This window comes from Streptacidiphilus sp. EB103A, from assembly GCF_041261405.1.
Classification (GTDB): Bacteria; Actinomycetota; Actinomycetes; order Streptomycetales; family Streptomycetaceae; genus Streptacidiphilus.
The window spans coordinates 93,656-107,884 of sequence record NZ_JBGCAQ010000013.1 but is presented as its reverse complement, the minus strand read 5'-3'; the positions used below and the strand labels follow the sequence as shown (position 1 = coordinate 107,884).

Sequence of the window (14,229 nt, the reverse complement as noted above, 5' to 3'; positions counted from 1 at the left end):
GTATGACAGGACGCCGTATGACAGGACGCCACATCAGGACGCCGGGTACACCAGGGCCGTGGCCAGGGCGACCAGTCCCTCCGAACGTCCGGTGAAGCCGAGCGCGTCCGAGGTCGCGGCGGATACCGAGACCGACGCGCCCAGGCACTCGGACAGCACCTTCTGCGCCTCCTCGCGGCGCTTGCCGATCTTCGGACGGACACCGATGACCTGCACCGCGACATTGCCGATCTCGAGGCCGGCCTCGCGGACGATCCGTCCGGCCTCGGCCAGCAGCCGTACCCCGGAGGCCCCGGCCCACTCGGGCCGGTCGACGCCGAAGTGAGCGCCCAGGTCACCCAGCCCGGCAGCGGAGAACAGCGCGTTGCAGGCCGCGTGGGCGACGACGTCCCCGTCCGAGTGTCCGGCCAGGCCGTACTCGGAGCCCTCCCACAGCAGCCCGGCCACCCACAGCTCGCGCCCCGCCTCGAACGCGTGAATGTCCGCGCCGATGCCTGTGCGCGGAAGCCTCAACTCAGAACTCATCGAGCGCCCTCCGCCTCGCCAGTACCGCCTCGGCCAGCACCAGGTCCAGCGGCCTGGTCACCTTGAACGCCTCCTCGTGGCCGGGCACCACCACCACGCTGCCGGCGTAGCGCTCCACCAGGCCGGCGTCGTCGGTGGCCTCGACCCCGTCGTTGAACGCCTTCTCGTGCACCCGCAGCAGCACCTCGCGGCGGAACCCCTGCGGGGTCTGCACCGCACGCAGGGTGGACCGGTCCGGCGTGGCGACCACCGGCTCGGGACGCCCGGGCACGGTGGCGGGCTCGACCTGCTTGACCGTGTCGGCCAGCGGCACCGCCGGGACGACCGCCTCGGCGCCGTCGGCGACGGCACGCGCGACCGCGTCCACCACGTCCACCGGCACCAGCGGCCGGGCGGCGTCGTGCACCAGCACCACGTCGACGTCCTCGGGGATCACGGCCAGGCCCAGCCGGACCGACTCCTGCCGGGTGGCCCCGCCGGGGACCACGGTGATCCGGGCGCTGTCGTGCCCGTCCACGCCGTAGTCGTCAAGCAGTTGGCGCACCTGGGCCACCCCGTCCACGGGTGCGACCACCACGACCAGGGTCACCACACGGGAGCGCGCCAGCGCGCGGACGGCGTGCACCAGAAGCGGCACGCCCCCCAGTTCTCGCAGGGCCTTGGGGGCACCGGGGCCCAGTCGTTCGCCCCGACCTGCGGCGGGGACCACTGCTGCGGCGTTCAGGTTTTGTTCCTTCGGCGAAGTGGGTATGGCCAAGGCGTGCTGGGCCGAGCGCCTTCCGTGGAGCTCGTCCTGCTCGTCCTGGCACCGGGGGTGGCAACCACTCCCGGAACGGCACAGTACCGGCGCGGCCCGGCCGACCGCGCGCGGGGTTCCATCGTTCAGCGCTCAGTACGGGGCAGACATGACTCAGCGCCCGCCGTGGCAACGACGGGCGCTGGATCACACTGCATGCACCACTACAGCTGTGCACGAGGGACTGTCCAGCCGGCAAAGGCTGAGCAGCCGAAACGCTTGAGCAGGCTCAGGAGGCGAGAACCTCGTCGAGCAGCGTTTCGGCCTTGTCCTCGTTGGTGTTCTCAGCGAGTGCCAGCTCGCTGACCAGGATCTGCCTGGCCTTGGCCAGCATCCGCTTCTCACCAGCGGACAGCCCGCGCTCGCGCTCACGTCGCCAAAGGTCGCGCACAACCTCCGCGACCTTGATAACGTCACCCGAAGCAAGCTTCTCCAGGTTCGCCTTGTAGCGGCGGGACCAGTTGGTGGGCTCCTCGGTGTACGGTGCGCGCAGCACCTCGAAGACCCGGTCCAACCCATCCTGGCCGACCACGTCGCGGACGCCTACGAACTCTGCGTTCTCCGCAGGAACGCGCAGCGTCAGGTCACCCTGCTGCACCTTCAGCACCAGGTAGGTCTTGTCCACACCCTTGATCTGGCGGATTTCGATAGCCTCGATCAGCGCGGCCCCGTGATGGGGGTAGACCACGGTGTCGCCAACCTTGAACGTCATGTGACAGGTACCCCTTCCGTGGCTTTCCAGAATAACACGGTTGCAGCCATATCCGAAGGGTGTTTTCGCAGGTCAGAGCCAGTCTCAGGGCTTGACAACCACCCCTGCCGCGTGCTGCGACCCCAGTTCGAGGAGGGCTTCCCGCAGGTCGGAGCGCTTGCGCACGAACCGGTCGCACTCCGCGGGGCCGTTATTGATCTTACGCGGAAGACGTAATCGAAACGTTATCTGATCTTCGACCGAACGGATTTTGCCGACGCCGGGGGCGGGTGTGGCGTTTGGGGCGGGGACGCGACACGGGGCCACCCCGTGCGGACCGACCAAACGGGCTCGGTAACCTGATCGCGGCGGTCTCCCACAGACAGCCGTCCTGCCCGGACCCAGCACGTCCAAGGAGAAGTCACCGCCGTGAGCCGCAGTCTTCGTCGCGGCGCAGTCGCCGCCGTCATCCTGGCGACCGCTCCCATCCTCGCCGCCTGCTCCGCGGGGTCCAACGCGGCGACCCTCCAGGTGAAGCCCAACACCGCCGCAACCTCGATCGTCAAGGGCGACTCGGCCCTGAAGCTCAACGGCATCGTCGTGGTCACCGACGCCACCGGCAACGCGCCGGCCAATGTCGTGGTGAACATCGCCAACAACGGGTCCGCCGACGACACCCTCACCGGGGTCAGCGTGGACGGCAGCAGCCAGGCGACGCTGAGCGGGACCGCGACCGTCCCAACCGGCGGCTCGCTGCTGCTGAGCGGCCCGGGCCAGGTGGCGGCGACCGTCCCGACGCTCAACGAGAAGCCCGGACAGAACGCGACGATCACCTTCACCTTCGCCAACGCCGGCTCGGTCACGGTGCAGGCCCTGGTGAACGCCGGCACCGGCGAGTACACCTCGTACGCCCCGACCGTCGCGCCCACCCCGACGGTGACGGTGAGCGCGCCCGCCACTGCGAAGGCAACGGCCACCGCCAAGGCGAAGGGCACCGCGAATGCCTCGACCAGCGCCTCGGCCTCGGCGACCTCGACCCCCTGAGCCGCAGGCGCACGCAGGCGCAGCACAAGCACCGAAGACATGGCTGTGCCCCGGACGATTCATCCGTCCGGGGCACAGCCTCGCGGTGGGCCGGGGTTCGCCGGGGCGGGCGGGAGGCCCGGCCGGGGCGGGCGGTCTACGGCTCGAACTTGTAGCCGAGGCCACGGACCGTCACCAGGTAGCGCGGGGCCCCCGGGTCCGGCTCGATCTTGGCGCGCAGTCGCTTGACGTGGACGTCGAGGGTCTTGGTGTCGCCGACGTAGTCCGCACCCCAGACGCGGTCTATCAGCTGCATCCGGGTGAGCACCCGGCCGGCGTTGCGCAGCAGCATCTCCAGCAGGTCGAACTCCTTGAGCGGGAGGTCGACCTTGGCGCCGTCGACGGTCACCACATGCCGGTCCACGTCCATCCGGACCGGTCCCGCCTCCAGCGCGCCGGGGCCGCCGACGGTGGTCTCGGGCTCGCCGCGGCGGCGCAGCACCGCGCGGATCCGGGCGACCAGCTCGCGGGTGGAGTAGGGCTTGGTGACATAGTCGTCCGCCCCTATCTCCAGGCCGACCACCTTGTCGATCTCGCTGTCCTTGGCCGTCACCATGATCACGGGGACGCTGGACTTGGCCCGCAGCTGGCGGCAGACCTCGGTACCGGGCAGGCCGGGCAGCATCAGGTCCAGCAGGACCAGGTCGGCGCCATTGCGTTCGAACTGGTCCAGTGCGTCGGGGCCGGTGGCGGCGATGGCCACCTCGAAACCCTCTTTGCGGAGCATGTAGGACAGGGCATCGCTGAAGGACTCCTCGTCCTCTACGACAAGCACACGGGTCACGACTGGACCTCCGGGGCAGGGTGGTGAGCAGACAGGGGGTGTTGGGTACTGGTCTCGGGCTCGGGCTCGGCTTCGGCGTAGAGATCGGCAGCGGCGTCGGTGCCGTTGGAGCGAGCGGCGTCGGCGCCGGTGGGGGTGGTGGTGGGCAGGCGCAGGGTGAAGGTGGAGCCCTGGCCCTCGACGCTCCACACCGAGACCGTGCCGCCGTGGGAGGCGGCGACGTGCTTGACGATGGACAGGCCGAGGCCGGTGCCGCCGGTGGCCCGGGAGCGGGCCGGGTCGACGCGGTAGAAGCGCTCGAAGATCCGCTCGCGGTCCTTCTCGGAGATCCCGGTGCCCTGGTCGGTCACCGATATCTCGACCGTGTCGGTCCTGGATCCGGGGACCTTGCGGGCCGCGATGGCCACCCGGGTCCTGACCGGGCTGTAGTTGACGGCGTTCTCGACCAGGTTGCCGAGCGCCGCGGCGAGCTGGCCGCGGTTGCCGTGCAGGTAGAGGCCGGCGATGCCGCCGGCCGCCATGGTGATCTGCTTGGCCGCGGCCTGGTGCCGGCAGCGGTCCATCGCCTCGGCGACCAGCTCGTCCACCGCGACCGGTTCGGCGTCGACCAGCCGGTCGTCGTCCTGGACCCGGGAGAGTTCGATGATCTCCTGGACCAGGCTGGTGAGCCGGGTGGCCTCGATCAGCATCCGGCCGGCGAAGCGGCGGACCGCCTCGGGGTCGTCGCTGGCGTCCTGGACGGCCTCGGAGAGCAGGGACAGGGCGCCCACCGGGGTCTTCAGCTCGTGCGACACATTGGCGACGAAGTCGCGGCGGACCGCCTCGATCCGGCGGGCCTCGGTCAGGTCCTCGACCAGCACCAGGACGAGCCGGGAGCCGAGCGGGGCGACCCGGACCGAGACGGCGAGGGCGTCGCCGCTCTGTTTGCCGCCGCCCCGGGGGATGTCCAGGTCCGCCTGCCGTATCTCGCCGTCGCGGCGGGTCAGCCGGGCCATGACCAGCATCTCGTTCACCGCGATCGCGCCGCCCCGGACCAGTCCCAGGGCGTACGCGGCCGAGCTGGCCTTGATCACCTGATCGCTGTCGTCGAGCACCACGGCGCAGGAGCGCAGCACCGAGAGCACGGTGTCGACGCCGGGCGGCAGCTCGGGCTCGGGATGCTGCTCGACCCGTTTGGCACTTTTCTTCTTGTCCTTCTCGCTCCAGCGGAAGGACAGCGCGGCGGTGAGGCCGACTCCGAGCCCGGCAAGCGCGCTCGCTGCGGCTTCAGCCACGGTCACGTCCATGCGTTCAGCGTAAGCGCATGGTGGTGACCTGCTGTAACCCCTGGAGAAGGGCATCAGCCCCAGGTCGCTGAGAATTCACCTTGGCGTCGCAAGTGGTTCACTCCCACTGAGGAAGGGGTACGTCCGAACGGCGCATGGTTGACTCGAACGCCCCTGAGAACAGACAGCTGGGACAACCAGGAGGACAGGACCGATGCGCGACGCTTACCACGAGGAACTCGATTCGATCGGCGACGGCCTGGTCGAGATGGCCCGGCTGGTGGGGTCCGCCATGGGGCGGGCGACCACGGCGCTGCTCGACGCCGACCTCGCACTGGCCGAGAGCGTCATCGCCGCGGACGAGAAGGTCGACGCGCTCCACCACGAGCTGGAGGACCGCGCCATCAATCTGCTGGCCCGGCAGCAGCCGGTCGCCACCGACCTGCGCATCGTGGTCACCTCGCTGCGGATGAGCGCGGACCTGGAGCGGTCCGGGGACCTGGCCCGGCACGTCGCCAAACTGGCCCGGCTGCGCTACCCCGAGTCGGCGGTTCCCGCGGACCTGCACCCCATCGTCCTGGAGATGGGCCAGCTGGCCCAGCGGCTGGTCGCCAAGGCCGGCCAGGTGATCGCGTCCAAGGACGTGGACGCCGCGCTGGAGCTGGAGCGGGACGACGACGCGATGGACGAGCTGCACCGCCAGCTGTTCTCGCACCTGCTGGACGACCGCTGGCGGCACGGCATCGAGACGGCCGTGGACGTCACCCTGTGCGGGCGCTACTACGAGCGCTTCGCGGACCACGCGGTGTCGGTCGCCAAGCGCGTGGTCTTCCTGGTGACCGGCGAGCACGCCGACGAGTTCGTCCCGGACGCCGAGAAGTAGCCGACCGAGCCGACCGGGAAGCGGCGCGACGGCGGGGGCGCGCGGGCGGGCGTACGGGGCGATCCCGTACGCCCGTTGACGCTGCGTAGGCGGAGGGATTCACTGAGTCGTAGGCATGACCGCCTGAAGGAGGGTCCACCCACGATGACTCAGTCTCCGACCCCACCTGCCCCGATCAGGGCTGATCCCACCGAACCCAGTGCCGAGCACACGCTCCGCATCCCCCTGCCGCTGGTCGCCGCCTGCGGCTGCGGCTCGGGGTGCGGCTGCGGCTGCCAGTCCGGCGGCACCTGCCAGTGCGGCGGCGGCTGCTGCCACTGACCGCACAGTCACTGGACGCATACGCGAGGACCCCGGCCGACGGCGAGCTGTCGTCGACCGGGGTCCTCCTGCGTCGCGCTCGTCCTACTTCTTCTTGCCCTGGTTGGCCACGGCCTGGGCCGCGATGGCGGCCGCCTCCGGGTCGAGGTAGCGGCCGCCCCTGGTGAGCGGCTTGTAGTCGGCGTCCAGCTCGTAGAGGAGCGGGATGCCGGTGGGGATGTTGAGGCCGGCGATGTCCTCGTCGGAGATGCCGTCGAGGTGCTTCACCAGCGCGCGCAGCGAGTTGCCGTGCGCGGTGACCAGGACGGTGCGGCCGTCGGCGAGGTCCGGGACGATCGAGTCGTACCAGTAGGGCAGCATCCGCTCGACGACATCCTTGAGGCACTCGGTCTGCGGCCGGACGTCGGCGGGGATCTGCGCATAGCGGGGGTCGTCCGCCTGCGAGTACTCGGCGTCGGCGGCGAGCACGGGCGGCGGGGTGTCGTACGAGCGGCGCCAGAGCATGAACTGCTCCTCGCCGAACTCGGCCAGGGTCTGGGCCTTGTCCTTGCCCTGGAGCGCACCGTAGTGGCGCTCGTTCAGGCGCCAGGAGCGACGCACCGGGATCCAGTGGCGGTCGGCCCGGTCGAGGGCGATCTGGGCGGTGCGGATCGCGCGGCGCAGCAGTGAGGTGTGCAGAACGTCGGGGAGGAGGCCCTCGGCGGCGAGGAGCTCGCCACCGCGCACGGCCTCCTTCTCGCCCTTCTCGTTCAGGTCGACGTCGACCCAGCCGGTGAAGAGGTTCTTCTCGTTCCACTGGCTCTCGCCGTGGCGGAGCAGGACAAGACGGTAAGGAGCTTCAGCCATGGCCAGCAGCCTAGTCGAGCCCGCAGCGTCGAGCAGTAAACGGGTGGCGTCCCGGGCGGCCCGGTGGGCACCGGGGGCCGGACCGGTCACATCCGCTGGAGCTCCGTGAGGTCGATGTCCATCGGGAAGGGTGTGGGGAGTTCCAGCCGGTCGCGCTGCATGCCGAGCGGTGCGTAGGACTCGGTCACCTCGTCCAGCTGGTAGACGTGCACCTCAAGGGCCCCGTTCACGATCTCGACCAGCCAGAAGTGCGGGATGCCGGCCTTCGCGTACAGCTGCGGCTTGCGCTTGCGGTCGCGCTCCGCGGACTCCTCGGAGACGACCTCGGCGACCAGGAGCACGTCCGAGGGCTGGTAGAAGGTCCGCTTGGGACCCGGGTCGGCGTCGGCCCGGATCAGCAGCAGATCGGGCTCCGGGCGCTGGCGTTTCCCGAGCCGGACCGTCATCTCGCGGCGGGCACGCAGGGTGTCGGGGGCTTGTCGGCGCAGGGCCGTCTCCAACAACGAGATGGCAAGCGCGTGGTAATCGACCTGTGGACTCACCAGGACCAGACTCCCGTCGATGAGCTCGGTGTGCGGGGGCAGGCCGGTGAGTCGGTCGAGATCCTCTGCGGTGAAGCCCTGTGGCGGGGGCATCAGCCAGTCCGGCACAGGCTCCGGAGTGAGGGACTCCTCAGGTGGTGTCAGCACGGTACTCATGTCTCCTCCGGAAGGGTCCACGACTGTTCCCAGCGTAGGCGGAATCTCCGGCCCTCAACCAGCATCGTTGCGCCCTCGGTGTGCCGAACCGTTCCTGCGGGGTGGCAGAACATGGCATTCCATGGCATCTCGCGGGAGAAAACCCGGATGCCGTCCGGGAGGCGGGATCGTAGGGTGCCCGGTATGGCGACGACACTGACGGCACGTGGGCAGGCGGACGGCGGCGGCATCGGGGTCCGGGTGGTGGAGGAAGGGGACCTGGCCGAGTGGGGCAGGGCTCTGAGCAGCGGGTTCATGGCGGCGAAGGGGGACGGGGCGCCGGACTTCCGCCGGGAGACGTTCGTTCCGGGACGAACGCTCGGCGCCTTCGACGGGGCGCGCTGCGTGGGAACCTTCCGCAGCACCGTGCGGGAGCTGACCGTACCCGGCGGGGCCTCGCTGACCACCGACGCCATCACCAATGTCACCGTCTCGCAGACCCACCGCAGGCGCGGTCTGCTGACCCGGATGATGACCCAGGACCTGGCCACCGCCGCCGAACGCGGCGACAGCCTCGCCATCCTCATCGCCGCCGAGTACCGCATCTACGGCCGCTACGGCTTCGGCCCCGCCACCAGGCGCAAGGGCTGGACGGTCCACAACCGCCTGGTCGGCGACGTCCGGGTGCCGGCCGCGGCGGAGGGCGGCAGCTTCGAGCTGCAGACGATGGAGGAGTACCGCAAGAACGGCCCGGAACTGCATGAGCGCTTCCGCCGCACCCAGCCCGGGGCTATCGACCGCAAGGCCGTCAACTGGCGGCTGCTCAGCGGCGATCTGCAGCACCCGGACAAGTCGTGGAAGGAACCGCTGGTCGTGATCTACCGCGACCCGGCGGGCCGTCCGGCCGGGCTGCTCGCGTACACGGTCAAAGACCTGTGGCCCAATATGATCACCCGCTCGGTACTGAAGGTGACCGACCACTTCGCCGTGGACCGGGCCGCGGCCGCCGCGCTGTGGCGCTACGCGCTGCAGGTCGACTGGGTCGAGCGGGTCGAGATCCCCAACATCGCCCCCGACGACCCGCTGCCGCTGCTCCTCGACGACCCCCGCGCCTGTGTGGACGGCGGCGACAGCAGCTCCGACTTCATGTGGCTGCGGATCCTGGACGCCCCCACCGCCTTCGCCGCCCGTACCTGTGCCGCACCGGGACGCGTCGTGCTCCAGGTCACCGACCGCCTCGGCTACGTCGACGGCCGCTGGGTCCTGGAGGCGGCGGAGGACGGCACCGGGCGGTTCACCCGCGCCGGCACCGGCGAGCCGGCCGATCTCGCCCTGGACGTCCGCGAGTTGGGCACCCTCTACACGGGCAACGACTCCACCGCCCGGCTGCATGCGGCCGGCCTGGTCGACGAACTCCGCCCGGGCGGCGCGGCCCGGGCCGACGCCCTGCTGCGGGTGGACTTCAGGCCGTGGTGCCCGGACGAATTCTGACGGTGGGTCACCCGGTCGGGGGCATGGCATCGGCCAGCGCGAAGGCCGCGTTGACCAGCGCGACATGGGTGAACGCCTGTGGTGCGTTGCCGAGTTGGCGTCCGGTCCGCGGATCCCACTGCTCGCTGAGCAGCCCGAGCTCGCCGCCGACCGCCACCGTCCGCGCGAAGACCTCGGTCGCCTGCTCCGGGCTGCCGCCGAGGGCCAGGGCCTCCGCCAGCCAGAAGTTGCAGGCGAGGAAGGCCCCTTCGGCGCCGTTCACGCCATCGCCCCCTCGGCCGGGGTCGTAGCGCCGTACGAAGCCGTCCAGATCCAGTTCCTCGCGGACCGCGGCCACGGTCCCGGTCACCCGCGGATCGTCGGCCGGCAGGAAGCCGGACTGGGCCAGCAGCAGCGCGGAGGCGTCCAGCCCGCGGCCGCCGTAGTACTGCACGAAGACGCCGCGTACGGGATCGTAGCCGTGGGTGCAGACATCCGCATGGACCGTGTCACGCAACGCGCGCCACTCGGCGAGCGGCGCCGGCAGGCCGGTCTGCTCGGCCATCCGCACCGCGCGGTCCGCGGCGACCCAGCACATCACCTTGGAGTGCACGAACTGCCGGCGCCCGGAGCGCACCTCCCACAGGCCCTCGTCCGGCTCGCGCCAGCGGCCGGCCATCGCCTTCATCAACGACCGGAACAGGCTCCAGACCTGACGCTCCATCGGAATCCCGGCGCACAGCGCCCGGTAGAGCATGTCCGCCACCTCGCCGTAGACGTCCAGCTGCATCTGGCCCACCGCCGCGTTGCCCACCCGCACCGGCTGCGAACCCCGGTAACCGGGCAGCCACTCGGCGACCGTCTCCCCCAGCGCCCGTTCACCGGCCACCCCGTACAGCGCCTGCAGTCCGGTCCGCTCCCCCGCGATGGCGCGCAGCAGCCAGCGCCGCCAGGAGGCGGCCTCCTCGTGGTAGCCGCCGCGCAGCAGCGCGGCCAGGGTGAGGCTGGAGTCGCGCAGCCAGCAGAAGCGGTAGTCCCAGTTGCGCTCGCCGCCGATCCACTCGGGCAGCGAGGTGGTGGGCGCGGCGACGATGCCGCCGGTCGGCTCGTAGCTGAGCGCCTTCAGCGTCAGCAGCGAGCGCAGCACCGGCGCCCGCCAGGGGCCCCGGTAGCGACAGCCGTCCGACCAGCGCTGCCAGTGGGCCACGGTCTGCCGCAGGCTCTGCCCGGGGTCGAAACGGCCGGTCGTGGTCAGGTGCGAGGGCTGCCAGGTGAGGGTGAAGGCGACGCGCTGTCCGGCGGCGACGGTGAAGTCCGAGCGGGTGCAGCCGTCGGCGCCGTCGCCGTCGCCGTAGGTGTGGACGCCGGGCGGCACGCTCAGCCAGCCCGCGTCCGGGCCGGCCACCGCCACCCGGTGGTGCTCGGTGCGGCGCACCCAGGGCACCACCCGCCCGTAGTTGAAGCGCAGCCGCAGCTCCGCGCGCATCTCCACGCTGCCCGCAAGCCCCTCCACCAGCCGGACCAGCCGCGGTTCGCGCACCCGGATCGGCATGAGGTCCAGCACCCGCGCCTCTCCGCCGGACGTGCGCCACCGGGTCTCCAGCACCAGCGTGTCCCCGACGTAGCGCCGCTCGACGACCGTGGCCTGCCGGTCCGCGGGTGCGAGCCGCCAGTGGCCGTGACGCTCCTCGCCGAGCAGCGCGGCGAAGCAGGAGGGGGAGTCGAAGCGCGGCAGGCAGAGCCAGTCGACCGATCCGTCGGCGCCGACCAGAGCGGCCGTGCCCAGGTCACCGATCAGCGCGTAGTCCTCGATAGGTCCCGCCATCGTGCCGACTCCAGCCGAGTTCAAGGCTTTTGTCATAGTATGGTGCCCAACGGCACGGAAGGAGCGCACGCCGTGCGCGGACAGAAGTGGTCACCGAGCTGGATCGATCTCGAGACGCCGAACGCCGCTCGGGTGTACGACTACTACCTCGGCGGCAGCCACAACTTCGAAGCCGACCGCACGATGGCCCGCCGCGCCGTGGAGCTCTGGCCCGAACTGCCGAAGATCATGCGGGCCAACCGTGCCTTCCTGCGCCGCTCGGTCCACTATCTGGCCGACCAGGGCTTCACCCGCTTCCTGGACATCGGCTCCGGCATCCCCACGGTCGGCCCGGTCCACGAGATCGCCCGCGAGGTCCAGCCCGAGGCCCGGGTGGTCTATGTCGACCGCGATCCGGTGGCCGTCGCACACAGTCTGGCGATGCTGTCCCACGACCCGCTCAGCCGCGTCGTCCAGGCCGACCTGACCGATCCGGAGGAGCTGCTGGCCCAGCCGGACGTCGCCGCCCTGCTGGACGGCGGGGCCCCGGTCGCCCTGCTGCTGGTGGCCGTGCTCCACTTCGTCCCCGACGAGGCCGGGCCGCACGGCCTGGTGGCCCGGCTGCGGGACGCGCTGCCGCCGGGCAGCGCGCTGGTGCTCTGCCACGCCTGCCGCGAGGGCCGCCCCGACCAGGTCGGCCCGCACCAGGACATCTACGCCCGCACCAGGACGCCGCTCACGATGCGCGGGCGCGAGGAGATCGCCGCGTTCTTCGACGGCTTCGAGCTGGTGGACCCGGGCCTCGTCTACCTGACCCAGTGGCGGCCGGACAGCCCGGACGCGGTGGGGCCGGATCCGGAACGGCTGGCGGGGCTCGTCGGCGTCGGACGGCTGGGGTCGGAACAGGCCCTGCCGTGAACGGCCCGGCGCCCGCCGCTGCGTCCCGGCCCTCCTTCCCGGAACGCTGGACCCAGCTGCTGCGCGTCCACGGGAGCGCGCTGCATCCGCGGAAGATCGACGCGCTCGGCGCCCTGACCGCGGACCTGGTGCTCTCGGGCCGGGCGGACCAGGCTGCCGCGACGCTGGTCGACGCGCACTTCACCGACCCGGAGCTGCTCGTCCAGGCGGTGGAACTGCTCCGTTTCACCGCCATGCGGGGGCCCGACCCGGCCGGCGACTTCGCCGCCGGCTGGGCCACCTCGCTGCGTGAGCGCACGCTGAGGCAGCAGGAAGCGATCCGTGCCGCCGCGGACACCGCCCGGCACGAGGCCGAGCAGGCCCTGCACGCCTCCGAGGCGCGGTTCCGGGCGCTGTTCGAGCACGCGGCGGTCGGCATCGGCGTCGGCAGCGTCGACGGCGAGATCCTGACGGCCAACCGCTCACTGCTGGAGATGTTCGGCGCCCGGCTCGACGACCTGCGCGGCCGGCAGGTGACGGACCTGGTGCACCCGGAGGACACCCCGGAGGTCTGGCAGGCCTACGAGGAGCTGATCGCCGGCGAGCGGGAGAGCTTCCAGTGCGACAAGCCCTACTACCGCCAGGACGGCGAGGTGGTCTGGACCCACCTGACCGTCTCGCTGATCAGGGACGAGGACGGGCAGCCGCGCTACCAGGTCGCCATGATGGAGGACATCACCGACCGCTACCGCCTCCAGGAGCGGCTGCGCCACCAGGCCACCCACGACCCGCTGACCGGACTGCCCAACCGGGCCGCCTTCTTCGAGCAGCTGGATGAGCTGTTCGCCACCGCGCCGCCGGGCTCCCGCTTCGGCCTGTGCTACGTCGACCTGGACCGGTTCAAGATCGTCAACGACAGCCTCGGCCACGCCACCGGCGACCAGCTGCTGGTCGAGGTGGCCGGCCGGCTCTCCGGTGCGCTGGTGCCGCTGGGGCACCTGGTCGCCCGGCTCGGCGGGGACGAGTTCGTGGTGCTGCTGGAGCACTGCCGGGGCGCACACGACGCCGTCGCCGCCGCCCGCGCGGTGCTCTCGGCCCTTGAGGAGCCGATCCGGATCGACGGGCACCAGCTGGCGGTCGGGGCCAGCGTCGGAGTGCTGGAGCGCCCGGTCGGCACGATCACCCCGGGCGCGGCGGTCCGCGCCGCGGACCTGACCCTCTACCGCGCCAAGGAGGCGGGCGGCGCCCGCTGGACCCTCTACGACGCGCGGACCAACGCCGAGGCGGTGAGCCGGTACACGATCTCGGTGCGGATGCCGCTCGCCCTGGAACAGGGCGAGTTCTTCCTGGAGTACCAGCCGCTGTGCGCACTCTCGGACGGCTCACTGGCCGCCGTGGAAGCGCTGGTGCGCTGGCGCCATCCGCTGCTCGGCGTGCTCGGGCCGGACGAGTTCGTGGCCGCGGCGGAGGAGACCGGCCTCATCCTGCCGCTGGGCCGCTGGATCCTGGAACAGGCCTGTGCCCAGGCGGCCGACTGGCAGCGCCGCTTCGGCCCGCTGGCGCCGCAGCTCAATGTCAACATCACGGCGCGTCAGGCCCGGAGCAAGGGACTGCTGGCCGATGTCGGCCGGATCCTCGCCGACACCGGCCTGGAGCCCTCGCTGCTGCAGCTGGAGCTCACCGAGAGCGCCGCGCTCGATCCGCGCGACGAGTCGCTGCGGGTGCTGCGGGGGCTGGTCGACACCGGGGTCACCCTGGCCGTCGACGACTTCGGCACCGGCTGGTCGAACCTCGCCCACCTGCGCGACCTGCCGCTGGCCGGACTCAAGCTGGCCAGCGCGTTCGTCGGCGACGCCGCGAGCCAGGCCGCGGAGGCCGCAGAGGGCGCAGCGGACGGCGTCGGCTGGCGGATCGTCAGCGGTCTCGTCTCGCTGGCGGACAGCCTCGGGCTCACGCTGACGGCGGAGGGGGTCGAGACGGCGGACGCCGCGGCGCGACTGCGGGGCCTGGGCTGCGACTGGGGGCAGGGCTGGTACTTCGGGCGGGCGGCCGCACCGGAGGCGATGGAGGCGTTGATACAGGCCCGTCGCGACAAAACGGATAATTAGCCGAATAGTTGTGCAAATAACTTGACTTGCGAACGCCCGCCTTCGGATAATGGACAGGTAACACCGTGGTGGTCGACGC

The 14,229-nt window shown here is 71.4% G+C and carries 14 protein-coding genes; 6 read left to right on the top strand and 8 right to left on the bottom strand.

The features are described 5' to 3' along the window. Positions 1–33: 33 nt before the first annotated feature. The 3 genes from ispF to ABH941_RS22070 all read right to left on the bottom strand — a co-directional run bounded on the left by ispF (position 34) and on the right by ABH941_RS22070 (position 2,033). Positions 34–525 (bottom strand): 2-C-methyl-D-erythritol 2,4-cyclodiphosphate synthase, encoded by a 492-nt coding sequence (gene ispF, locus ABH941_RS22080; RefSeq protein ID WP_370131135.1) that lies wholly within the window; start codon positions 523–525, stop codon positions 34–36. Next, positions 515–1,282: a 2-C-methyl-D-erythritol 4-phosphate cytidylyltransferase gene (gene ispD / locus ABH941_RS22075; protein ID WP_370131134.1), complete on the bottom strand. Its 768-nt coding sequence runs from the start codon at positions 1,280–1,282 to the stop codon at positions 515–517. The genes ispF and ispD overlap by 11 nt, the downstream gene beginning before the upstream one ends. 268 nt (positions 1,283–1,550) lie before the next feature. Then, positions 1,551–2,033: a CarD family transcriptional regulator gene (locus tag ABH941_RS22070; RefSeq protein WP_030255707.1), complete on the bottom strand. Its 483-nt coding sequence runs from the start codon at positions 2,031–2,033 to the stop codon at positions 1,551–1,553. A 408-nt stretch (positions 2,034–2,441) separates the two neighbouring features. Between ABH941_RS22070 and ABH941_RS22065 the strand changes: the two genes are divergently transcribed. Continuing rightward, a complete protein-coding gene (locus ABH941_RS22065; RefSeq protein WP_370131133.1) occupies positions 2,442–3,056 on the top strand; it encodes a hypothetical protein in 615 nt (204 codons plus the stop codon). 136 nt (positions 3,057–3,192) lie between these two features. On the opposite strand, the gene ABH941_RS22060 is transcribed toward ABH941_RS22065, so the two are convergent. Next, the gene (locus tag ABH941_RS22060; RefSeq protein WP_030255711.1) at positions 3,193–3,879 is read right to left on the bottom strand and encodes a response regulator transcription factor; all 687 of its coding nucleotides are present in this window, start codon (positions 3,877–3,879) and stop codon (positions 3,193–3,195) included. Next, positions 3,876–5,165 carry a sensor histidine kinase gene (locus ABH941_RS22055; protein WP_370131132.1) on the bottom strand — a complete coding sequence of 430 codons (1,290 nt, stop codon included), beginning with the start codon at positions 5,163–5,165 and terminating at the stop codon, positions 3,876–3,878. The genes ABH941_RS22060 and ABH941_RS22055 overlap by 4 nt, the downstream gene beginning before the upstream one ends. 193 nt (positions 5,166–5,358) lie before the next feature. Between ABH941_RS22055 and phoU the strand changes: the two genes are divergently transcribed. Together phoU and ABH941_RS22045 are read left to right on the top strand one after the other, a co-directional pair. Further along, positions 5,359–6,027, top strand: a complete 669-nt coding sequence (phoU, locus tag ABH941_RS22050) for a phosphate signaling complex protein PhoU (protein ID WP_370131131.1) — start codon at positions 5,359–5,361, stop codon at positions 6,025–6,027. A gap of 144 nt (positions 6,028–6,171) precedes the next feature. Next, a complete protein-coding gene (locus ABH941_RS22045; RefSeq protein ID WP_370131130.1) occupies positions 6,172–6,348 on the top strand; it encodes a hypothetical protein in 177 nt (58 codons plus the stop codon). 84 nt (positions 6,349–6,432) lie between these two features. Here the strand turns inward: ABH941_RS22045 and ABH941_RS22040 are convergent, their stop codons facing one another. Both ABH941_RS22040 and ABH941_RS22035 read right to left on the bottom strand, forming a co-directional pair. Then, positions 6,433–7,194 carry a phosphoglyceromutase gene (locus ABH941_RS22040; RefSeq protein WP_370131129.1) on the bottom strand — a complete coding sequence of 254 codons (762 nt, stop codon included), beginning with the start codon at positions 7,192–7,194 and terminating at the stop codon, positions 6,433–6,435. A gap of 86 nt (positions 7,195–7,280) precedes the next feature. Beyond that, on the bottom strand, positions 7,281–7,892 hold the full coding sequence (locus ABH941_RS22035; RefSeq protein WP_370131128.1) for a Uma2 family endonuclease: 612 nt from the start codon (positions 7,890–7,892) through the stop codon (positions 7,281–7,283). Positions 7,893–8,075: 183 nt separating this feature from the next. On the opposite strand from ABH941_RS22035, the gene ABH941_RS22030 reads away from it, so the two are divergent. Further along, complete coding sequence (locus ABH941_RS22030) at positions 8,076–9,362, top strand: GNAT family N-acetyltransferase (RefSeq protein WP_370131127.1); 1,287 nt, start codon at positions 8,076–8,078, stop codon at positions 9,360–9,362. A gap of 7 nt (positions 9,363–9,369) precedes the next feature. Here the strand turns inward: ABH941_RS22030 and ABH941_RS22025 are convergent, their stop codons facing one another. After that, positions 9,370–11,166: a glycoside hydrolase family 15 protein gene (locus tag ABH941_RS22025; RefSeq protein ID WP_370131126.1), complete on the bottom strand. Its 1,797-nt coding sequence runs from the start codon at positions 11,164–11,166 to the stop codon at positions 9,370–9,372. 72 nt (positions 11,167–11,238) lie between these two features. Between ABH941_RS22025 and ABH941_RS22020 the strand changes: the two genes are divergently transcribed. Further along, on the top strand, positions 11,239–12,063 hold the full coding sequence (locus ABH941_RS22020; protein ID WP_370131125.1) for an SAM-dependent methyltransferase: 825 nt from the start codon (positions 11,239–11,241) through the stop codon (positions 12,061–12,063). Beyond that, positions 12,060–14,150 carry a putative bifunctional diguanylate cyclase/phosphodiesterase gene (locus ABH941_RS22015; RefSeq protein ID WP_370131124.1) on the top strand — a complete coding sequence of 697 codons (2,091 nt, stop codon included), beginning with the start codon at positions 12,060–12,062 and terminating at the stop codon, positions 14,148–14,150. Before ABH941_RS22020 ends, ABH941_RS22015 begins: the two co-directional genes overlap by 4 nt. Positions 14,151–14,229: the final 79 nt, after the last annotated feature.